This window comes from Flavobacterium sp. GT3R68 (assembly GCF_007109225.1).
Lineage (GTDB): Bacteria > Bacteroidota > Bacteroidia > Flavobacteriales > Flavobacteriaceae > Flavobacterium.
Map to the genome: position 1 here is coordinate 14,621 of NZ_VJZK01000001.1, position 21,480 is coordinate 36,100.

At 39.9% G+C, this 21,480-nt stretch carries 16 protein-coding genes; 2 read left to right on the forward strand and 14 right to left on the reverse strand.

Going from position 1 to position 21,480, the window contains the following annotated elements:
* Positions 1–16 precede the first annotated feature (16 nt).
* The 10 genes from FNW07_RS00075 to FNW07_RS00120 form a co-directional block, all read right to left on the reverse strand.
* Positions 17–1,045 carry a cytochrome c oxidase subunit 3 gene (locus FNW07_RS00075; RefSeq protein ID WP_126744467.1) on the reverse strand — a complete coding sequence of 343 codons (1,029 nt, stop codon included), beginning with the start codon at positions 1,043–1,045 and terminating at the stop codon, positions 17–19.
* A 43-nt stretch (positions 1,046–1,088) separates the two neighbouring features.
* On the reverse strand, positions 1,089–1,670 hold the full coding sequence (locus tag FNW07_RS00080) for a cytochrome c oxidase subunit 3 (protein WP_126744468.1): 582 nt from the start codon (positions 1,668–1,670) through the stop codon (positions 1,089–1,091).
* Positions 1,671–1,672: 2 nt separating this feature from the next.
* Positions 1,673–2,575 (reverse strand): heme o synthase, encoded by a 903-nt coding sequence (gene cyoE / locus FNW07_RS00085; RefSeq protein ID WP_185964600.1) that lies wholly within the window; start codon positions 2,573–2,575, stop codon positions 1,673–1,675.
* 190 nt (positions 2,576–2,765) lie between these two features.
* Entirely contained in the window at positions 2,766–4,874 is a 2,109-nt protein-coding gene (locus FNW07_RS00090; protein ID WP_126744469.1) for a gliding motility protein RemB, read from the reverse strand.
* 18 nt (positions 4,875–4,892) lie between these two features.
* Entirely contained in the window at positions 4,893–5,636 is a 744-nt protein-coding gene (gene deoC / locus FNW07_RS00095; RefSeq protein ID WP_126744502.1) for a deoxyribose-phosphate aldolase, read from the reverse strand.
* Positions 5,637–5,758: 122 nt separating this feature from the next.
* A complete protein-coding gene (locus tag FNW07_RS00100) occupies positions 5,759–6,064 on the reverse strand; it encodes a VanZ family protein (protein ID WP_126744470.1) in 306 nt (101 codons plus the stop codon).
* Between the two features lie 73 nt (positions 6,065–6,137).
* A complete protein-coding gene (gcvH, locus tag FNW07_RS00105) occupies positions 6,138–6,518 on the reverse strand; it encodes a glycine cleavage system protein GcvH (protein ID WP_126744471.1) in 381 nt (126 codons plus the stop codon).
* Positions 6,519–6,606: 88 nt separating this feature from the next.
* A complete protein-coding gene (gene sprA, locus FNW07_RS00110) occupies positions 6,607–13,938 on the reverse strand; it encodes a cell surface protein SprA (protein WP_370511469.1) in 7,332 nt (2,443 codons plus the stop codon).
* Between the two features lie 3 nt (positions 13,939–13,941).
* Positions 13,942–14,523 (reverse strand): Holliday junction branch migration protein RuvA, encoded by a 582-nt coding sequence (ruvA, locus tag FNW07_RS00115; RefSeq protein ID WP_126744472.1) that lies wholly within the window; start codon positions 14,521–14,523, stop codon positions 13,942–13,944.
* An 89-nt stretch (positions 14,524–14,612) separates the two neighbouring features.
* On the reverse strand, positions 14,613–16,898 hold the full coding sequence (locus FNW07_RS00120) for an NADP-dependent malic enzyme (protein WP_126744473.1): 2,286 nt from the start codon (positions 16,896–16,898) through the stop codon (positions 14,613–14,615).
* 264 nt (positions 16,899–17,162) lie between these two features.
* Here FNW07_RS00120 and FNW07_RS00125 point away from each other — a divergent pair, with 264 nt between their 5' ends.
* Positions 17,163–18,326 carry a phosphatidylserine/phosphatidylglycerophosphate/cardiolipin synthase family protein gene (locus FNW07_RS00125; RefSeq protein ID WP_126744474.1) on the forward strand — a complete coding sequence of 388 codons (1,164 nt, stop codon included), beginning with the start codon at positions 17,163–17,165 and terminating at the stop codon, positions 18,324–18,326.
* Positions 18,323–18,766 carry a DUF2062 domain-containing protein gene (locus FNW07_RS00130; RefSeq protein ID WP_158626860.1) on the forward strand — a complete coding sequence of 148 codons (444 nt, stop codon included), beginning with the start codon at positions 18,323–18,325 and terminating at the stop codon, positions 18,764–18,766. Before FNW07_RS00125 ends, FNW07_RS00130 begins: the two co-directional genes overlap by 4 nt.
* 5 nt (positions 18,767–18,771) lie before the next feature.
* Here the strand turns inward: FNW07_RS00130 and queG are convergent, their stop codons facing one another.
* From queG to FNW07_RS00150, 4 genes are all read right to left on the reverse strand, one after another.
* Positions 18,772–19,698, reverse strand: a complete 927-nt coding sequence (gene queG, locus FNW07_RS00135) for a tRNA epoxyqueuosine(34) reductase QueG (RefSeq protein ID WP_185964601.1) — start codon at positions 19,696–19,698, stop codon at positions 18,772–18,774.
* A 76-nt stretch (positions 19,699–19,774) separates the two neighbouring features.
* Positions 19,775–20,797 carry a Holliday junction branch migration DNA helicase RuvB gene (gene ruvB, locus FNW07_RS00140; RefSeq protein ID WP_126744477.1) on the reverse strand — a complete coding sequence of 341 codons (1,023 nt, stop codon included), beginning with the start codon at positions 20,795–20,797 and terminating at the stop codon, positions 19,775–19,777.
* Positions 20,798–20,851: 54 nt separating this feature from the next.
* Complete coding sequence (locus FNW07_RS00145) at positions 20,852–21,160, reverse strand: GNAT family N-acetyltransferase (RefSeq protein ID WP_126744478.1); 309 nt, start codon at positions 21,158–21,160, stop codon at positions 20,852–20,854.
* Entirely contained in the window at positions 21,153–21,383 is a 231-nt protein-coding gene (locus FNW07_RS00150) for a (4Fe-4S)-binding protein (protein ID WP_126744479.1), read from the reverse strand. The genes FNW07_RS00145 and FNW07_RS00150 overlap by 8 nt, the downstream gene beginning before the upstream one ends.
* Positions 21,384–21,480 lie beyond the last annotated feature (97 nt).

The window sequence follows — 21,480 nt, forward strand, 5'->3', positions numbered from 1 at the left end:
TAATAACTTTTGAAAATTAAACTAGATAGAAAACTGTAAATACGAACACCCACACCAAATCCACAAAGTGCCAGTACAATCCAACTTTTTCTACCATCTCATAACTTCTTCTTTTCTCATACGTCCCTAAAAGAACATTAAAGAAAATGATAATATTGATAATAACCCCAGAGAATACGTGGAATCCGTGGAAACCGGTAATAAAGAAAAAGAAATCGGCAAACAATTTGCTTCCGTATTCATTATGGGTCAGGTTAGCCCCTTCGATTACAAGGCTGGCATTGCTCAATCTTGCTTCTGACTCAGCTCTGGTTAATATCGTTTTATGCTTGATTTTGGTAAGATTATGATCAATCCGGGTATCCTTTTTTGATACGGCATCGTCTTCATAAATTACCTCTGTTCTGATTAACAATTCAGGATGTGCTTTGAATCCCGCTTGTACCTCGGCTACTGAATAGCTTGGCAACGCGCTTTCTTCCATAAACCATCTTCCTGTATTTCTTTTTAACTGCACTCTCTCTTCAGGAAGCGTAGCTGCGAAATCTTCCAGTTTTACTCTATGACCTTCTTTGTCGACAAATTGAAGAAGACTTCCTCCTTTAGTTTCAATAGCGCCATATTCCCCTTTAATGAAATTTTTCCATTCCCATGCTTGTGATCCAACGAATATCAAACCTCCGATAATGGTCAAAAACATATAAAAAGCCACTTTGCTTTTTTGCATATGATGTCCTGCATCAACGGCCAAAACCATCGTTACAGATGAAAAAATCAAAATAAATGTCATTAACGCCACATAGTACATCGGCGCAGAAACACCGTGCATAAACGGGAAGTGGGTAAACACCTCATCCGCCAAAGGCCAGGTCTCAATAAATTTAAATCTTGAAAAACCATAAGCACCAAGAAATCCTGAGAACGTTAAGGCATCCGATACGATAAAAAACCACATCATCAATTTACCATAACTTGCTCCCATTGGCTCATTTCCGCCACCCCAAGTTTTTTCTTCACTATTTGCAGTAGTAACTGTCGATTCCATATTTAGTCATTCGTTAAAAAGTTCCCAAATTTACGTTTTTTTCTTATTTAAAGAAATATAAAAATAAAAACAAATAAACCCATAAGAAATCAAGAAAGTGCCAGTACATTGCACCTAGTTCAATACCAAGGGTTTGACCTGAATTGTATTTTTGTTTAAAATGATTATAAATTATTATCAAAAGCGAAATTAATCCTCCAAACAGGTGGGCCATGTGAACAATCGTAACAATATAAAGGAATGTTGTCGTAATCGAACTTTCACTTCCGGTGAAAAAATAACCGTTATCCACAATTTGTCTGAAACCTACAAACTGAAGAATTACAAACAATATTCCCAATGCTAAAGTAACTAAAAGAAATGAAGTCGTCGCCTTTTTATTGTCTTTTTGAATCGCTTTTTTAGCCAGATGAAAGGTAACGCTGCACGCAATAATCACTGCAGTACTGTAGAAAAATGCGCTTGGTAATTGAAAATCCTTCAACCAGTCGGTTCTAGATTTACTAACCACAAAGGCACTGGTTAATCCGGCAAACATCATAAACATGCTTACCATAGCAAACAACAGGATCAATTTGTATGACCGGGCTGTCCTTTGTTTATGTTCTTCAATTGTCATTTCCATAATTATCGTAAAAATTTATCTAATATATATACTAATTGCAGCAGCGTAATATAGGAAACACTCACCAGCATCAATGTTCTGGCTGCTTTTGGAGTCCGCAGCTGGTATAGTTTCACGGCATACAACAGCATCCACAACCCTAAAAGAAATACTGCCACGGCAGAAATCGGCGAGATGTGTAATTTTCCGGTATATCCTAAAACCGGTAAAAGGGATGCGACAATCAGCCAAACTGTGTAAAGAATGGTCTGCAAGGCGGTCGATTTATCTTTCTTCCCGGTTGGCAGCATGAAAAAACCTGCCTTTTCATAATCATCGTATAAAAACCAACCAATGGCCCAAAAGTGTGGAAATTGCCAGAAAAACTGAATCAAAAATAAGGTTCCGGCCTCTATCCCAAAATCATTGGTAGCCGCAACCCAGCCCAACATAAATGGAATGGCTCCCGGAAAGGCACCCACAAAAACAGAGAGCGGCGTCATCCGTTTTAACGGCGTATAAACAGAGGTATAAAGGAAAATTGAAATCGCACCAAACATAGCCGATTTCGGATTGATTGTATAAAGCAACGTAATCCCAATAATGGTCAGGATGGTCGCAATCGCTAAAGCGGAATTGACAGACATACGTCCTGAAGGAACGGGACGGTTTTTGGTGCGGTCCATCAAGATATCCAGATCTTTCTCAATGACCTGATTGAAAGCATTGGAAGCTCCCACCATGCAATACCCGCCAATGGCAAGAATAAGCAATACCGACCATTGGAAAGGATGCTCCTCGTCAAAACCCAACAAATAACCCGCAATCGACGAAAACAAGACGCTGATAGCCAATCCTGCTTTGGTGATTTCTTTAAAATCAGTAAAAACCGTTTTAAGGGAAAAGGTATTAATAGTAGCGTTCAAAGCTGATTTGATTTGGTTCTGCGTCCCAAATTTTAGGACGGGGCAAAGATACTTCAAAATTTATGTTACATCAAAATGAATCCCTGAAAATGAGTCCTGAAAAACAGATTTAACAAAAAAGGCAAACATTATTCTGTTTGCCTTTTAAAGTATTCTTTATTTAATCTAAAACATTCCTGATCTTCGCAAGTTAGTAATCAAAATACCAGTTGAACACATCCGCTCGTATACCGATTGAAAACCAAGTGGTACTTTCCTTAAATGTCGCTGCGGTTTCTTGTGTTGGATCAAAATTTCTGTAAATCAGACTTGCGAAAACCTTCATGTTCATCATAGGATTTACCAAATACCCAGCCTGCAGATCGGCAATAAAAATATTAGTTTTGTTCCCCTGACCAACCTTCACACCTTTCTCTGCATATCTGTCAATGTCATAATCCCGGTAAATATTACCGCCATAATTAGAATTTGGTCCTGAATCAGCAAAATCCAATCCCCGCTCTCCATACGTTATTTTGGCATCAGCATAATATCTACCGTTATGATAACGTGTAGTGACTATAAACTCTTTGAAATTCCCGCCCCACTGATGCCCCATGCTTTGGTTATTGTGCCCGTAATTTGTCAAAGGATCACTGTGCGCATATACATACGGACGGACATGATTGTACTCCAGCTGAAGCAAAAGATTATCAACATGAAATGCATTGAAATACTTGACCCCTAACTGATATCCAAATTTGTTTTTCCAGCTTTTCTCCTGTTTTTTGATGTCTCCAAGTGAAAACTCATCCAATAAAAACTGCCCATATAAATTAAACTGATTACTCCATTTGACCTTTGCGGTAGCACCCAAAAGTGCATTTCCGGTTCTTGCTGAAGAAGCAAACTCCACCGAACGATAAAAAATAATCGGGTTCACAAAACTCACGTCAAACCCCCGGTCATTGGTATTTGCCCAAACCACCGATTCGAAGAGACCAATATTCAACCTCTTGGCAGCATTCCAACTCAGATAATGATTCGCCATGTATTTGGTGGCATATGTACGATCTACCGTTTCGGCCGTTGTAACATCTTTCAGCCACATGTAGGTATTGGTGTATTTGATTTTCCAGAAATTGGTATTGATTTTTACATAAGGATAGGGACTCGCGCCGTCGCCTTCCAACAAAGAACGGTAGCCATCTCCTATAAAATTACGCCCGTATCCCATTTGCAGATTGATAAATTTACTTGGAGTATAGGTCAAATTGGCTTCCGCCGAAGGAAAATCATAAGCATCCGATTTGAAACCCTTAGCAATTCCGATACCGGGAATTATCGCCGGATTACCGCCATTAGGCCTGATTGACTCCGCATAACGGTTGTAGTAATCCGCAAAACGACCCTGGCTTTCATAGATTGTCGTGGTGAAGTTCAATTGTTCCAATAAACCACCCTGAATCTGAATTCCTCTGGTATTTACAAAGGTGTATTTGGCATCACTCGGATCGCTTTTTCCTAACTGTACATCAAAAATGGGATTCATCGTAAACCAATAACCGTCTCCTTGAATCTGGACTGTATTTTCATTCCATAATTTTCGGGTCACCCAACCGGACGTCTTTTTTTGGATTTTTTGATTCGCCTCTTTCAGATTGTAATATTTGGAAACTTCCGAATACGTAAATGGCTTAGAACCTGTATGATTGTTAGTGCCAACCTGATTCATCGCACCATCAAACTGGGAATAATAACTATGTGAAAAAGGAATATTCAAATGACTTTCAAACTGCGGGTTGTCAAATTTCTTGTACACGATATTGTCATATTCAGACAACTCCCTGCTTCTGTCTTTGGTCAGCGATGCTGCTTTGTTTTCTGCTTCTGCCTCCGCTTTTATCTCAGCGGCACTTTTTAGCGGAATAGAGATTCTAAGAGTATATTTTGAATACGTGGGCATTCCGTTATATGTTGGCGGTTTTATTTTTGGAAACATCCCCAAAACCTTCTTGCTTTCCTCGATCAATGCAGCGCCAACAGCATCAACGTAAAGCACCTTGAAATTTCCTTTATCATCAACTTCAAAAAGAACAGTCACATTTCCTTTGTAATTGCTTTGTTTTAAGTTTTCAGGCACCTTGAAATTATTGAAAACGAAATCCTGAACTTCGTCATAAAAACAGGCCTCGAGACTTTCGGACTGCATGTTTTCACACTTTGGAAAAACCGGGAATTGTTCCAGACTCTTATCAGTAACCTGCGCTTCAGAAAAGGCGGAGCAAAGTAAGAGTAATAAAGTACTGAATTTTTTCATTATGATTTGATCTGTATATTAATAATCACTATTGGATACGGCTCCGTCAGCAATGGCTTTTGCTCCGGAAGTTCCGATTCTCTTTACCCCCAACTGAATCATTTCAACTGCTTCTTCATATGTCCGTACTCCTCCAGCAGCTTTTATAGGAAGAGGCGAGGCATTTTCAAGCATCATGATTATCGCCGGTACTGTGGCTCCGTTTGGCAGGTTGTTTTCGGTTTTATAAAATCCAGTTGACGATTTTACAAAAACAGTCGCATAGTTTTCTTCCTTAAAATTCGTCATCACCACGTTTTTTATCAGGGCCGATAGCTGAATTATCTGCTGATTGTTTAAGGCAGCCACCTCAATAATCCATTTGACCACTTTATGATGTTTTAACCCCAGTAAGGTACATTTCAAGATTTCCTCTTTGACCAAATCCACTTGCCCATTTCTAAAAGCTTCATAATTACATACAAAATCAAGGTCATCAGCGCCGTCTTGTATTGCTTTGAAAGCTTCGTCTAATTTTATTTCGACGGTGGATCTGCCTTCCGGAAAATCAATTACTGTTCCGATATCCACTTGGGATTTGGCATCTGTAATCATTTTTTTTGCCATCGCTACCATTTCTGGCCGGACCATAACGAGCTTAAATTGTTCGTCAATAGCTTCCCGAACGAATCCCTGAACAATTTTTATATTTTCTTTCTCAGTAATCCCCGCCTGTATGGCCCTCTTCAAATAGGTTGAGTCCAAATATTGTCTGATATTCATACGATGATAAGTTTCTTTTGCTCCAGCAGTCATCTTAATTTGATTCCAAATCATCAAATGGCTCATTTCAAGGCATAAAAATAAAAAAATCCCACCGAAGCGGGACTGTTTTATGAATTTAATTACAAAGATTTTTCTTTTCTGATATATTTCTGAAATACCAATATCGATGCAGCAGCTGTCAGCGCTCCCACAGTGTTGGCTAGCACATCAAATAAATCAGCTTTTCTGGTTAATGTGAACAGTCCCTGCATGATTTCTACAGAAATTCCATAGAGAAATGACAATAAAAACACTAAAAAGATTGTTTTTGAATTACCCAATTCGTTTTTTCGGGATTCGAAGTATAGAAACCACAACCACGTAAAAACAAAATGAAAGGTAAAATGAACATATTTGTCGGCACTTTGCAAGCTCACCTTCGGCATATCGCTAAAATTTACCAAACACAAGACGGCGATAACAAAAGTCCAGATTAATGCTAACCAGAAATACGATTTATTATGCACCAATCAATTCTTTGTATGCTTCGCTGGAAAGCAATTCATTGAATTCGTCTGTATTAGAAACTTTCACTTTCACCATCCAGCCTTTACCGTAAGGATCCAAATTTACTGTTTCGGGATCACTTTCCAAACTGTCATTGAATTCAACAATTTCTCCAGATAAAGGAAGAAACAAATCCGAAACTGTTTTTACTGCCTCCACCGTTCCGAAAACTTCATCTTTCTCTAAAGTCTGATCCAATGTTTCCACCTCAACATAAACGATATCACCTAATTCTTTCTGTGCAAAATCGGTAATTCCTATAGTTGCGATATCTCCTTCTATACTAACCCATTCGTGATCTTTTGTGTATTTTAAATTTGCTGGAATGTTCATGGTGTTGCTATTTGTTTGTTTTTAATTTAATGCTGTTTTGAAGAAGCAAATGTAAAGTTTACTATTATATTTTAAAATGTTTTTTCTTTTAATTTCCGAAATTATATCGCATCGTAAATCCTGCACGGATGTTAGTCATTGGGAAAGAAGTGGATATCACCGCTTTTGAAAATGAATGGTCATAATAGAAAATCGCGGTCAGGTTTTTGCTGAACGCATAGTCTGCCGTTACTTTCCCCGACCAAATATTTTGACCACCGGCCAGTTGATTGTTATCATAATCCAAATATCTTACGATGGTCTGATTGTTACGATATGAAAAATCGACTTTGATATTGATATCACTCTTAATAATACCCGTTGGATTGTCGGCTAATCTTGAAGAAAAAATCACGTCTTTGAAACGGTACCCTACTCCAACCACGTATTCGAGTCCTTTCACTTCTGTAAGCAGATTGTTATCAAAACTCATGGATAGCGCGCGGTCTTTTTTCATTTCTGCCAAAAACTTGAACGCATTTTTCAATTCAAAATCAACCCTCATTAAAGGATTAAACTGCTCCACTAAATTAATATTCGAGATAATCGTTTTGTTTTGAAAATTCCCACCGGCATCAAAACCATTCGGACTGTAATCAAGATTAGACCGGTACGAATTCATTGTATAAGATGATCGGTAGCCGTGCTGTAGAGAGAAACGTTTGAATGCATCCTTGAATAATTTATAGCGCATCAATCCACTGTATTTCATGGTCCAGTTAGGAATTGGGATATCCCTAAAGGCACTTAATGAAATACCAGATGCTTTTTCGCCGTAAGGTGTGCTGATTAGTCCAGTGTATGCAGCTAAAAATGAAGGAATTAAAACTGCCTGACTGTTTTTTCCGAACCCAAGCGGATACCCTTCGGCATCCCTTGTATAGGGTAGGCCCGCATAATGCTGATCTGCTAAACGATTCGCGATTATTATCCTGTTCTCCCTGAAATCATCAAATGCTGAAGAGGTATTCTCATCACTGGTCTTGAATGCCGACTTCAGCATCACTGTTGAAATAGAGAAATTTCCATAGTGATACGGGGATCTCTGGTTATAAGGTTTTCCATCCACATCGTTTACTGTCACATCATATTGTTCCGAGAAATTGTCTGCAAACATTCTATCACCCGTTAAATCTATTTTGAAATCCGGGAACAAGTCCACGTTGGCCGTAAGATTCAATGTCTTATTCGTTACCTGAGTAAAGTTCTGATTGAAATTCGGATATAATGTCAGCCAGCCATTTCGTGCCGCTTCTTGCCTTACATCCTCCTGCGAACCGAAAACGAATCCTAATGTAGGTTTCGACGTACCAAAGAATCCAACTCCGGGAAGATAACCCGGCAACGCTGTTCCCCTGTTTTCAGCATAATTGACCTGAATATTTTTCACACTGGTTAAAACACCTCGTAAACCGGCAAGAAATATATTCTCTTCGGAAATAGTTGGCTGTTGTACATTAACCACTTTCTGCCCAGGCTTTGGCGCAACTGCAGGAATACCTTTTACCGGTTTTTTAGGTTTTTTCGTCAGCCCTATATATTTGTAAAAAGTCTCCATATTGAAAGCCGTATTCAATTTATGGGAAGCGGAATTCTGAATGGTATTCCCTAAATCATAACCTTCTATACTAGCCAAAGCAATCGAAGAACGTTGCCAATTGTAATTTCCTGTATAGGAATAGCTTGATTTTATAAAAGCAAATACCGGAATTTTATTGATTGGCAAATCGTAATTCACAATTAACTGCTGCATAAAGTGGTTGGGATCTCCCACACTCCAGTAATCATCCCATATTGTAACCGAATCATCCGGTACATTTTCATCGTTCAGGTAATTACGCACAATGTTGTTAGAGGAAGCATTATAACTCAGTTTTAGCGCTTTAGTCAAATTATAATTGAACCCATATTGATAATTAAACAGGAAGTTACGACGATATAGAGGATCAACTATGCCAATTACTTCCACTTGTCGGAATTGTTGTTTGTTGTACTGACGGCTAATATTGGAACTGAAAGAAATGTTTGACGGCAAATAATTGAAATTGAAATCACTCAACAGCTTCCAATAATCACTTTTCTTTAAAATTTTGGATTTCTTGAAAGGTTCAACTGTTTTTGGCTGGAAACTGTATGTGTAATCCACGGAAGTATTAACCAGTTGGTCCACATAATCCTCCACCTCATAATCATGGCGGTCCACCTGATTGTATGAATGCGATAAGGTTAAATTCTCAAAATCATAAACATGTGATTTTTTATCCGGAGCACGTTCCTTTTTAACACCGATAAAGTTGATACTCTTACGTTTGGTATAATCTATCGCTCTGTTTCTGAAATTTTCCTTTTCGGTTTCATTTGCAGTAACATTCAACAGTTGTTTCAATTTTATATCCTGATTGAATGGATCATATTCAGGAGTAATGATTTCTTCCCCAATGGCATAGTTAAACGGCAAATTAATTCCCCATTTTTTAGGCATCAGTTTACCTAAACTCAGATTGGTCACTACGTTATATTGCTGGATATCTTCCCTGCTTCTTTCGTTCGGGCCTTGCTCCAATGATCCAAAACCAATAGTGCTCTTTTTTCCTGAAGTCGAAACCGTGGCGAAATCTGCAAGATTGGAATCCACACTCAATACTGCAGCCATCCCTCCCTCATTGTCCATTCCGGAAAGGCGAAGTTCATTGAACCACACTTCCCCATAAATTCTATCGGTCACATCGGAGTTTTTATTTTTTACACCGACCATTAACGTACGGACCAATCCAAAATTGGGATTCCCTTTAATTCCTAATGTCAGTTTTCCTCTGCCGGTATTAGTGGCCAATCCCGGATCCAGCATAAAGTCATCAATAAAACGAATACCATTCGCATCTGGTGCTGGCAATGGATCTCCACTTCCAGGCATCGCCCTGATTTTCATTGTGGTTAATAGCGCCAGGGGCAAATCAATTTCATTCAGTTCCGGCCAAACCAATTCCGGACTTATATTACATGGAGCGCCAGGCATATTAGGCTGAGTAACTTTTAAAGGGATTTCTATCTGGTAAAAATTTTGGGTAAAATCATTTCCAAAACGAATAAACCCAACCAGTTCGTCATCAGCAAGGTTATGTTCAGCAGCAGAAGACAATGGTTCCGCATGTAAAAACATTTTTAAATTTTTGAACTGGCGCATATCCACACTTACATTTTTGAAAACGGCTCTTGAGTCACCACCTTCCAAACCAGCACCAGACACTCTCAATGCCAACGATTGCTCATTTTGACTGATTACCGTATTGTTGTTGTAAATTTCCTCACGGACCACTCCGGGAGGTGTTACATAATTTACCGGACATTTAGTCCCGTTTTCCTGAATGTTGACTGCTAACACATCCACATTTGTTCCATCGTTAGCTGGTGCAGGGTCAGTATTGTCTAATGTGTTAGTATATCTTCTCCATTCGCCCCGAACTAAATCCAAAGCGCCAAAACGGACCGTAATCTGGTCACTAAATCCCGTCATGAACATTCGCATAAAACTAATACTTCTGAAATCTGAAATTCCGCCTATTTCATTTCTCGCCGCATCATCTACTTGTACCGGAATCTTAAATTGAATCCATCGTGCTGTCGTCGGAATTGCTCCTGTAGGCAAATTAATTGCAGGCGTCTCCTCTATAACATCGGTGACATATCTGTCTATACCAACTTTCATGTCTTTACGCAAATGAATACTGTATTCATAATAGGCATTAATCGTATTCATGGTGTTGTCCCTATTGATATCTTCCACATCCGGGATTGTTGTAGAACCCCTATCGGTATCGGTAACATCTATCGGTGAATTTCTTTCAGTACCATTGTATTTTTTATAGCGATCCAAAACTGTTCCTGAAGCACTTAAGAAATACTGATAGTCATCAGCGGAAGGGTCTTCCTGAACTGCGAAAGCAGGGAATTTAGCCGCTTCATCATTGTTGTTCAATCCATCCAAACCGATGTCCTGATTGGACCTGTTTCCGGCATTGCTGTCAAAGGCATAAATCAAGGATTGGGATGCAGGAACATTCCCCCAGATAGGTTGTGGCTGTACCAAAATCTGGTCGGGACCTAAACCGTTCTCATATTGTTTTCTACCGTCTTTCAATACATCTTCAGAAATGGAACCTAAATTGAAATAGATATCTCCTTCATTTGTTGCGCCAGCCGCACTGCTTGGATTTCCGGAATCAACATAAGGATCTAAAATCCAAAACTGGATATATTCGACGTTCGCTTGTTCAAAATTAGTAGAATTAATGGAGCGCATAATTCCCCCGAAGTTTTCGGTAGGATTAGGCAGTTCATTCGCCGGAGTAGCTGATGGATTAAAATTATACGGTCCTCTTTCTTTTGGATAGTACGTCAGATCTAACGTATTAATCACTTGCGATTGTCCTGTTGCAATATCAGTTACCGGATATAATTCCTCACTAAAAATTCTCCTCGTGGCATTTGTTGATATATCCTGAACAGATATACCGGCTGGACGTGAAGCATAAAAAGTAGGGTCGATGGTGTACCACGAAAGTTTTGCTCTTTTAAAACCGTAATCCAATTCATAAGGATCATTAGGATGTTCATTAAAATCGTACGTCCCAAAAGGCGATGGGATTTCCGGAGTTACCGGAGTAGACGATAAACTCCACGACGAAGGCCCGCGCATATCGATTGTCGTTTGGGAACCTTCAAAATCATCCACATAAATAGTGGATTCTCCTTCAAATTGATCTCCTTTTGGAGTGTCGGGTTTCAAAAACGCTACTTCTCCTCTTATGGAAAGATTGGAAGGAACATCGGTATCCAAATTGGGGAGTTTGTTTACTAATCTTGTAAGGAAAGGAACTTCTGTGGAATAATTCCCGTTCACTCCAAAAATTGTATTATTAACCGATTCCTGTCCATAATTGGATTTTTGCGTAAACGGTTTTTCAGTCATTTTTAAAAAGGTCGCCCCAATCAAAAATTTATCTGAAAACTTATGTTCTACATTAACCCCCATAAATCTTCTGGTTTGCTGACCAAAAACAGAATTATTTTCTACCGAAACTTCTATTGGGGTATTGGAGGCCTGAAGAGCGGGATCCAGAATCTGAACCCTTCCCAATTGATAATTGACGCTATAGTCAATCCCTTCAACTAGGACCCTTCCTCCGGCGGTTACTACCACGGAACCTCTCGGCACATTAAATGCACCGATGGGAATGCCATCGCCTCCGGAAGATTTGAATTTTCCTTTTAATTGGAATTTATTTTTGTCGCTGTCCTGTAATGCCCCTGATTGTGTCAGACGATACATATTTCCAAAAACATATTTTGTTTGATTGGCATTATATACACCTCCATTAGAAGAATCCCCTTCATTATAATCTTCACCTGGATTGCTTCTTAATTTCTCGAACAAAAGTTTCCCAAAAGGTTCTATTGTTGTAAATATCAATCGGCCATTTTGCGTGTCGACAGTAATTCCCGGTACAAAATCAAAAAAACCATCACCTCCAATTTGTGGATCATTATTGTAATTCAGTCTGTCCACATTAAACACATTCAATAATGGTGTGTCGGTTACCTGGGTATCAATTGATGAATCCGGGAAAGAGGTTCCTGCTGGTACAGACGTAATAAAATTGATCGGTGAGGGGTCGGTGTAGAGGATATTAAATCTAAAATCTTCCTGCTGTAGTTGAAAAGCCCCTGGTATCTGATAGATATTTTTCATCATCAAATTCCACACGGGATTTGTCACAATAGTCAAACTACTTTTAAGCATTTTTACAATCAGTGCCTGCGAAGAAACTGTTGTTGGCTCCTCGCCTATATTCGTAGGTCCTGTTTCTGTGGCATCTACGCCATCTGTTCCAAATTCTCCTACCTGATAAACCTTATCTCCGATGGTATATTGGAAAGCTACCCCCAAAACCTCGTCATTAGCTAATCGTTGTTGCAGGGAAATGTATCCCAATTGAGGATGGAACGTAAATTCGTTCGGATTCAGTTTGCGCGCATTTTCCAATTTGGAATAATCCTGCCCTTCACTCACAGCAGTACCTGGGGGCAAAGTAAATCCTGAACTTGCCGTAACAATTTCTCTGATTTCATTATTAAGAAAACCCCCACTATTTATTAATGAAGGATCATATCTATTATTTTTATTGTCTGATGGATCATCACCGGTACTCTGATCAATAAAGAAATTCGCCGGCACAGGATTAAGCACTACTACATCATTATCGGGTATCGGAGTGCCATTGGAATCCGTTAATTGTGATTCCCCTAAATCCTGCAATGCAATTATATTCCTAAGGTTGTTGTTTGTTGTGGTAACCCTATTCTGCTTATTGGTTATCCATACTTCTACTCTTGTAATCTGAACCCTGCTATCAATGTATGGATACTTCCGAAGTGAGAAATCATACTTATTCCTGAAATATTGAGAAAGGAAGAAATGCCTGTCGGCATCGTAATCCAAAGCAAATAAATCAAAATCCTGAATGGTTCCCCCACCTTGGGCAGTAACGGTTTTCGTTTGTGATTTTTGTTCAGAAAAAATTCCTGTAACGGTCGTTTTTCCAAATTGCAATTGCGCCTTTACCCCAAACAAACTTTGCGCTCCACGAATCAGTGAACTATTGAGGGGCAAACTGACATTTCCTATTTCGATTTTTTGAATGATATCGTCTTCGGTGGGAGTGTATTCCAGTTTGATAAGATTTTGAAAAGCAAAAGTCGACTCGGTGTCATAATTGGCATTGACATTTAGACGGGTTCCTACTTTTCCCATCAGACTCATGCTGATACGCTGATCAAAATCAAAGGTAAGGCTCGAACGGTTTCTCGGCGATATGGAGGGATTATCCTGTTTGGAATATCGGATTCCCAAGTCCAATTCTACCGATCCTGTGGGTTTAACATCAATGGTATTTCCACCAAAAAGACTTTCAAAAAAGCCGGAATTGACATAATATCGAGGCAGCAAGTCTTTTTTTGCAGCTTCACTACCTTCTTTTTTGCCATCGATAGCATCCGATTTTTTTCTGAAATACTCGCGCATTGATTCGCGCATCACCAGCTCGTCGTACTCTTTAGGAGTTAGGATTATCGGGTAATTGATATTAAAGCCATCAATGGAATTAGTGTAAATATAACGGTTGGTTACCGGGTCATAGGTGTAAGCCTGTAAAATGCTCGGCGGGTTTTTAATCTGAATTTCTCCGGTGTCATATCCTGTTTTGATACTGTCCTGAGCTTCTTCGTCGACTTGTGCATGCAGACTGAAATTAGAGAATAAAACCAGTAAAAAAATACTGATCTTAAGTATGGCTTCAGGACTTTTTAAGTAAAATGTTTTCAAGTACTATAAATTTTTTAAAGCTTGTTTTATAATTGATTCCACAGTAGCATCCGGGTTTTCTTTAACTATTTTTTCTACAACTTTTTCGGCTGATTTTCTTATAAATCCAAGAACTTCCAAAGCTGATAACGCTTCATCTTTATTTGTATTGCTTTGACTCATTGAAACTTCATCCAAATCATACAGTTTTAACACCTTATCCTTTAAATCCAATATGGCTCTTTGGGCTGTTTTACTGCCAATTCCTTTAATGGATTGAATGGTTACCACATCTCCCGAAGCAAGCGCCTGAATGATTTGACGCGGCTCGAGTGAGGATAACATCGTTCGGGCAATTCCGGCACCAATTCCTGATACAGAAAGCAACATTTTAAATATTTCCCGTTCTGATTTTTCTACAAAGCCGAACAGAGTATGCGCATCCTCCTTTATCTGAAGATAGGTGTACAATTTGATCGCCTCAGAGGATGGAAGCAGCGAGTAAGTGTGTAAGGAAATATTTACATGATAGCCAACCCCATTGCAGTCAATAATGACTTCCGTTGGTGTCTTTTCCACTAATTTTCCTTGTAAGTGTGCTATCATATTGTTTAGTAAGTTTCAAATATAAGAAAAAACTCCAATCGAAAATATTCTGCACGACTATCTACAGAAATATACGCTTTAGAGTATCGTTACTTAGGTTTATTTCGTTTTTCCTTTTCCTGTGCATCAACAACTGCGACTGCCACCATATTTACCATTTCCTCCACACTGGCTCCTAATTGAAAAATATGGACCGGTTTTTCCATGCCGAGCATAATAGGCCCGATAGAATCCACTTTATAGAGTTCTTTCAGCAATTTATAAGTAATGTTGGCCGCTTCCAAATTTGGGAATATGAGCGTGTTTACTTTTTTACCGGCTAATTTGGAAAAAGGGAATTTATTTTTCAGCATTTCGTCATTCAACGCAAAATCGGCCTGCAATTCTCCATCAACAATCAGATCCGGATGATTTGTATGTAAAAAATCAACTGCCTCACGGACTTTGCTTGCGCTTTCATTATCAGAAGATCCGAAATTAGAGTAGGAAATCATTGCAATCACAGGTTCTATCCCAAACATTCGAGCGGTTCTGGCCGTCATTAAAGCAATTTTCGCCAGATTATCTGCCGTCGGATTGGGATTGATGGCCGTATCCGACAAAAACATCGGCCCACGATTGGTCATCATCATATTGGTCGTTGCTATTAGGGAGATTCCCGGAGCCTTCCCTATAAGCTGCATAATTGGTTTCACAACTGATGGATAACTTCTCGAATATCCAGAAACCATGGCATCGGCATCGCCTTCGTTGACCATCATGGCCGCGAAATAATTGCGTTCCCGCATCCATTTTTGGGCATCCAAAAGCGAGATTCCTCGTCGTTGTCTGGATTTCCAGAAAATGTCCGCATACCGGTTTCGTCGATTATCCTCTTCTTTAGTTTTAGGGTCAATAATAGGCACATCGGCTTCAAAGCCAATTTCTTCCTTAAGTTCTAAAATCGTATCGCGGTTACCTAACAAAATAGGCAATGCAATCTTATCCTCGTACGCAATTTGCGCTGCTTTCAGCACATCCAAATGATCTGCTTCCGCAAAAACCACTCGTTTTGGATCCGTCTTGGCTCTGTTCGCCAACAGTCGCACCATTTTGTTATCAGAACCCAATCGTTCCAATAATTCCTCTTCATATTTATGCCAATCTGTAATCGGGTTTAATGCAACACCGGAATCCATAGCCGCTTTTGCAACTGCGGGTGCTACCATCGAAATCAATCTCGGGTCAAAAGGTTTCGGAATGATATAATCCCTTCCAAAGACTAATTTGGTTTCACCATAAGCAATATTAACCTGCTCTGGCACCGATTGCTTGGCGAGAGCCGCAAGGGCTTTTACCGCCGCCATTTTCATGGCTTCATTTATTTTTGTCGCACGAACATCAAGTGCCCCCCGGAATATATACGGGAAACCCAAAACGTTATTTACCTGATTCGGATGATCCGAACGTCCTGTCGCCATAATGATATCTTTACGGGTAGCGATTGCCACATCGTAATCAATTTCTGGCGTGGGATTGGCCATGGCAAAAACAATCGGATCATTTGCCATTCCCAGAAGCATCTCTGACGACAGGATATTGCCGGCAGAAAGTCCAAGAAAAACATCCGCACCCTGAAGTGCTTCGCCTAACGTACTATTTTTTAACCCTTTTGAATATTTTTGTTGCAAAGGCGATAAATCGGTCCGGTCTGAAGACAGTACTCCATCTTTATCAAACATGATGATTTTGTCGGCATCTACTCCAAGTAAAACATATAAATTAGCACAAGCCAACGCTGCTGAACCGGCTCCGGATATTACGACTTTTACATTATGAATGCTTTTATCCGCTAATTCCAGTGCATTTAATAAGGCTGCCGAAGAAATAATGGCCGTTCCATGCTGATCATCGTGCATAACCGGAATATTGAGTTCTTCGACCAGTCTTCTTTCGATTTCGAAAGATTCAGGTGCTTTGATATCCTCGAGGTTAATTCCACCAAAAGTAGGTGCAATGGCTTTTACTGTTTCAACAAATTTATCAATATCGGTAGCATCCACTTCAATGTCGAAAACATCTATATCTGCGAAAATTTTGAACAGTAAAGCCTTCCCTTCCATCACCGGTTTTGATGCCTCGGGACCAATGTCTCCAAGTCCTAAAACTGCGGTTCCATTAGTGATTACAGCTACCAAATTTCCTTTGGCAGTATATTTATAAACATTGTTGATGTCTTTTGCAATCTCCAGACAAGGTTCGGCTACACCCGGGGAATACGCTAACGATAAGTCTCTTTGGGTGGCGTATTTTTTTGTTGGAACAACCTGAATTTTCCCTGGAGTTGGTTTGGCATGATATAATAGTGCTTCTCTTCTTTTACTGTACTTATTCATCTTGTAGATTTTATTCCGACTTACAAAGATAAAAGTCTGACAGTAAAAAGGAAAGTTTTATAAGGATAGTTTTGCAAAGTTTTTTTTAGGATAACCGGGGCGCAGAAAACGGTTTTTAGAACTACTCTTGGAAAATGCTTTTGCTTTTTGATAGTATACCTGAATAGTTTTTAATAAATTAGCATAATCAAAAGTTATGTCTCTATAAATCAACGATATGCATCCTGCTATTGATCTAATTTCGAAACGTTCAATATAAATTTTATGTTAGAGAAACCACATACCACTTTCGATTCAATATTACTCGTTCATAGCGGGGAAGATTATTTTTCGCGGTTGGAGCACATTATTGAAAACGCTGAAGCCGAAATTCACATGCAGACATATATCTTCGAATATGATGCTGTAGGAATCCGGATTGGCGAGGCTCTGAAAAATGCTGCTTCCCGCAATGTAAAAGTGTACCTCCTGATTGATGGTTTCGGGTCTAAATCACTTCCCGAAAAATTTATTGAAGAACTGGAGGGCTATGGCATCAACGTTCGTATATTTTCGCCCTTATTTTCTGCCAATTCCTTTTACATCGGCCGAAGACTACATCAGAAAGTTATTGTTGCTGATGCCGAAACTGCATTAATTGGCGGCATAAATATTGCCGAAAAGTATCAGGGAACCGCAACAACTGCCCCATGGCTTGATTACGCCATTCAGTTAAAAAACCCGGATCTGGGGCAACAGCTTCAGAGAATATGCAATTCGATTTATTTTAAGGAAAGAAGCCTTAGGAGAAAAAAAATACCAGCAGTTTTCTTCACTTTGGAAGGCACTAAGGTAGAAATCCTGCAGAATGACTGGCTGAAAAGGAAAAATGAAGTGTACAAAGCGTACATCAAACACATCCGATATGCTAAAAATGAAGTGATTATAGTAGGAAGTTATTTTCTTCCCGGTCGCAAACTTATTGGCGCCGTGAAAAGGGCTTCACAAAACAAAGCGCAGGTAAAAATAATCTTATCCGGAAATTCAGATGTCCCGTTGTTGCGCCATGCCTCCAATTATTTTTATACCAAAATCCTGCATTATGATATTGAATTGTATGAGTGGAACCAATCTGTCCTGCATGGAAAAGCGGCAGTTATTGACAGTCAGTGGACCACCATTGGTTCTTTTAACCTCAATAATTTAAGTTCCTATGCCAGTATTGAATTAAATGTGGGTGTTGATTCCGCTGAATTCTCCCAAAACTACCGGGCGCATCTCCATGAAATACTCGAACAATGTCATCTGATTACCCCAAAATCATTGGCTACACGACATTATTTCGGATCCAAACTCATCAACTGGAGCTGTTACCAGCTGGTTCGGTTGATTATGCTGCTTATTACGTACCTGCCGTACAAACGGTTCCTGAGCTTAAAAATGAAATGAAGCGCCACAAACTCATACGACAGACAAGAGTGTTCTTTTGGAAACTGGCACGAACACGCGACAGCGTGGAAGAAATTTCATGGGGCGCCGCGCTTGGGACCTTTATAAGCGTATTTCCGACTTTTGGCTTCGGAACATTATTAGTATTAATACTGAGTCGGTTTTTTAAATTTAACCTGATGATTGCGTTGGCGACCAGCATCATTTCCAATCCATTTACCAGTCCGTTTTTTATGATTTTGAGTTACAAAACCGGCTCGTTGATTATCGGAAATGAAATTGTCTTTGATTTAAAAAACTGGAAGTCGAATTTACAGGAAACTGGAATCAATATTCTGGTCGGTTCGTTGTTGGTCAGCGGTATTATGGGATTGGCGGCGTATTTTATCTCCAAGTTTATTGTCAGGAGATACCGTAAAAAACATCCAATCCACAAATAAAAATTTTATTTCAGGAAATCAATATTTCGTTTTAATCCGTGGAATTTTGTTCTTTTGACTGCCGAGTTTTTAAAAACGGCCCTGAAAGTTTCTTCGGTGATTTCTTCCCAATCCTGTTTGGACATCAAAAGCATTTCCGGATTGGGATTAAAAAGCGGTTCGCTGTGCGCCTTCGAAAATTTATTCCATGGGCATACGTCTTGGCAGATATCGCAGCCGAATGCCCAATCTTCGAATTTCCCTTTCATTTCCTGCGGAATATTTTCCTTGAGTTCTATCGTGAAATACGAGATGCATTTACTGCCATCAACCACATAAGGCGCAACGATGGCGTCTGTTGGACAAGCATCCAGACACGCGGTACAGCTACCGCAATGGTCAGTAGTTGCGTGGTCATATTCCAATTCAAGATCGATAATGAGTTCGGCAATGAAGTAAAAGGACCCGACTTGTTTGGTCAGCAGGTTGCTGTTTTTACCAATCCATCCCAAACCGCTTTTGGCGGCCCAGGCTTTATCGAGTACGGGCGCCGAATCGACAAAAGCACGACCTCCCACCTCTCCAATATTTTCTTGAATGGAGAACAGCAGTTCTTTCAGTTTTTCCTTGATGACAAAATGATAATCCTGTCCATAGGCATATTTCGATATTTTATACGAATCGGGATTTTGGATTTCGGAAGGGTAATAATTCAGTAAAAGGGAGATGACACTTTTGGCATCATCTACTAATAAAGTCGGATTCAATCGCTTGTCGAAATGGTTTTCCATGTACGCCATCTGACCGTTCATCTGGTTGTTCAGCCAATTTTCCAGCCGGGGCGCTTCCTGCTCCAGAAATCCTGCCGGCGATATGCCACAAGACAAAAACCCGAGGCGCTGCGCTTCGGATTTTATGAATTGGGTGTATTTTTCTTTGTTATTCATTTGCATTAGGGATTGAAGCGGCATCCTTTTTTGAGGAACGAAAAAAAGATACAGCGGAAGACCCGACCCGCAGGGTAATGCCCTAAAACAATCCGCCCTGAATATTGGTTCTTATTTTTCCAAGATGAAGATATGCTTTTTCGGTGACTTCCCTCCCACGTGGCGTCCGCATGATGAAACCTTCCTGTATCAGGAATGGTTCGTAGACCTCTTCGATGGTTTCGCTGCTTTCGGAAACCGCTGTTGCCAAAGTGGTCAATCCCACGGGTCCGCCTTTAAATTTATCAATGATGGTCGTCAATATCTTGTTATCCATTTCATCGAGACCGTGGGCATCGACATTCAGTGCTTTCAACGCATATCGGGCAATCTCGATGTCAATTTTTCCGTTGCCTTTGATTTGTGCAAAATCCCGAACCCTACGCAACAGCGCATTGGCAATACGAGGTGTTCCACGGCTTCGACCGGCAATTTCAATCGCGGCTTCCATCGTAATGGGCATTTTTATGATGGCCGCACTTCGTTCGACAATGGTCGTTAAGAGTTCGGTAGTGTAATATTGTAAACGGCTCTGAATTCCGAAACGGGCACGCATCGGCGCGGTCAATAATCCGGATCTTGTGGTGGCACCGACCAATGTAAAAGGGTTCAGGTTTATCTGAACTGATCTGGCATTGGGACCGGATTCGATCATGATATCGATTTTGAAATCTTCCATGGCGGAGTACAAATATTCCTCGACAATGGGACTCAAACGGTGGATTTCGTCTATAAACAAGACATCGCGTTCTTCGAGATTGGTAAGCAATCCGGCTAAATCGCCCGGTTTGTCCAAAACAGGCCCGGAAGTAATTTTGATGCCTACACCCAATTCATTGGCAAGAATATTGGCCAAGGTGGTTTTTCCCAATCCCGGAGGTCCGTGGAAAAGGGTATGATCGAGTGCTTCGTTGCGTTGGTTCGCCGCCTGCACAAAAACTTTTAAATTTTCTAATATTTGGTCCTGGCCCGCGAAATCATCAAAAGAAAGGGGTCTTAACTTTTTTTCAAGATCAAATTCTTCCGGATTGAAATGCTGATTGGTGGGATCTAGATTTTCATTCATCGAACAAAGATAGAAAAAGTTTGTTCGCCGATTTACATTTTATCTTACGCAACGTTAAACATGGTATCCTTTGGCCAAAAAGGAATGCCATTCGGGATGTTTGGTCACGTATTTGGCTACAAAAGAGCAAAGTGGCGCCAAGGTATAATTGTGTTCCTTCATGTACCGCAGTGCTTTTTCCACGATGGCAGAACCGACACCTTTTCCTTCAAGGGCAACAGGTACTTCGGTATGGGTCAGAAAGAGAATATTATAATTGTTGATGATGAATTCTATGAAAGCGACATGGCCATCGATGTCCATCTCAAAACGTTTTTTTTCGGGATTGATTGTCAATTTAAGAGCGGAATAGTCTTTACTCATCTACTTTTTTTTGATTATAACGAAATGACAAAGCGCCTGAGGGGCATTGCTTCACCTGGTTTACCATCGCCTCACTTGCAGCTCCATTAGGATTGATCCATGGCTTTTCTTTGGGCTTGAAAACTTCGGGCTGGCCTTTGGCACAATATCCACAATGGATACATAAATCGGGCTGCCAAATGATGGTCACCTCGCCATTGGAATATTCCTTATTTGTTTTCATAAAAAGACTTTAATAAATATAAAATTACACAAAAAACAGCAGACAGCAGTAAATAAAAAATGCCTTTCCGTATAGAAAGGCATTTTTTATATAGTAT

What these genes read in the sequence shown, in the direction of transcription:
- FNW07_RS00075 (WP_126744467.1), bottom strand. Translation starts at nt 1,045, where the DNA reads ATGGAATCGACAGTTACTACTGCAAATAGTGAAGAAAAAACTTGGGGT.
- FNW07_RS00080 (WP_126744468.1), bottom strand. Translation starts at nt 1,670, where the DNA reads ATGGAAATGACAATTGAAGAACATAAACAAAGGACAGCCCGGTCATAC.
- FNW07_RS00090 (WP_126744469.1), bottom strand. Translation starts at nt 4,874, where the DNA reads ATGAAAAAATTCAGTACTTTATTACTCTTACTTTGCTCCGCCTTTTCT.
- deoC (WP_126744502.1), bottom strand. Translation starts at nt 5,636, where the DNA reads ATGAATATCAGACAATATTTGGACTCAACCTATTTGAAGAGGGCCATA.
- FNW07_RS00100 (WP_126744470.1), bottom strand. Translation starts at nt 6,064, where the DNA reads ATGCCGAAGGTGAGCTTGCAAAGTGCCGACAAATATGTTCATTTTACC.
- gcvH (WP_126744471.1), bottom strand. Translation starts at nt 6,518, where the DNA reads ATGAACATTCCAGCAAATTTAAAATACACAAAAGATCACGAATGGGTT.
- ruvA (WP_126744472.1), bottom strand. Translation starts at nt 14,523, where the DNA reads ATGATAGCACACTTACAAGGAAAATTAGTGGAAAAGACACCAACGGAA.
- FNW07_RS00120 (WP_126744473.1), bottom strand. Translation starts at nt 16,898, where the DNA reads ATGAATAAGTACAGTAAAAGAAGAGAAGCACTATTATATCATGCCAAA.
- FNW07_RS00125 (WP_126744474.1), top strand. Translation starts at nt 17,163, where the DNA reads ATGTTAGAGAAACCACATACCACTTTCGATTCAATATTACTCGTTCAT.
- FNW07_RS00130 (WP_158626860.1), top strand. Translation starts at nt 18,323, where the DNA reads ATGAAGCGCCACAAACTCATACGACAGACAAGAGTGTTCTTTTGGAAA.
- queG (WP_185964601.1), bottom strand. Translation starts at nt 19,698, where the DNA reads ATGCAAATGAATAACAAAGAAAAATACACCCAATTCATAAAATCCGAA.
- ruvB (WP_126744477.1), bottom strand. Translation starts at nt 20,797, where the DNA reads ATGAATGAAAATCTAGATCCCACCAATCAGCATTTCAATCCGGAAGAA.
- FNW07_RS00145 (WP_126744478.1), bottom strand. Translation starts at nt 21,160, where the DNA reads ATGAGTAAAGACTATTCCGCTCTTAAATTGACAATCAATCCCGAAAAA.
- FNW07_RS00150 (WP_126744479.1), bottom strand. Translation starts at nt 21,383, where the DNA reads ATGAAAACAAATAAGGAATATTCCAATGGCGAGGTGACCATCATTTGG.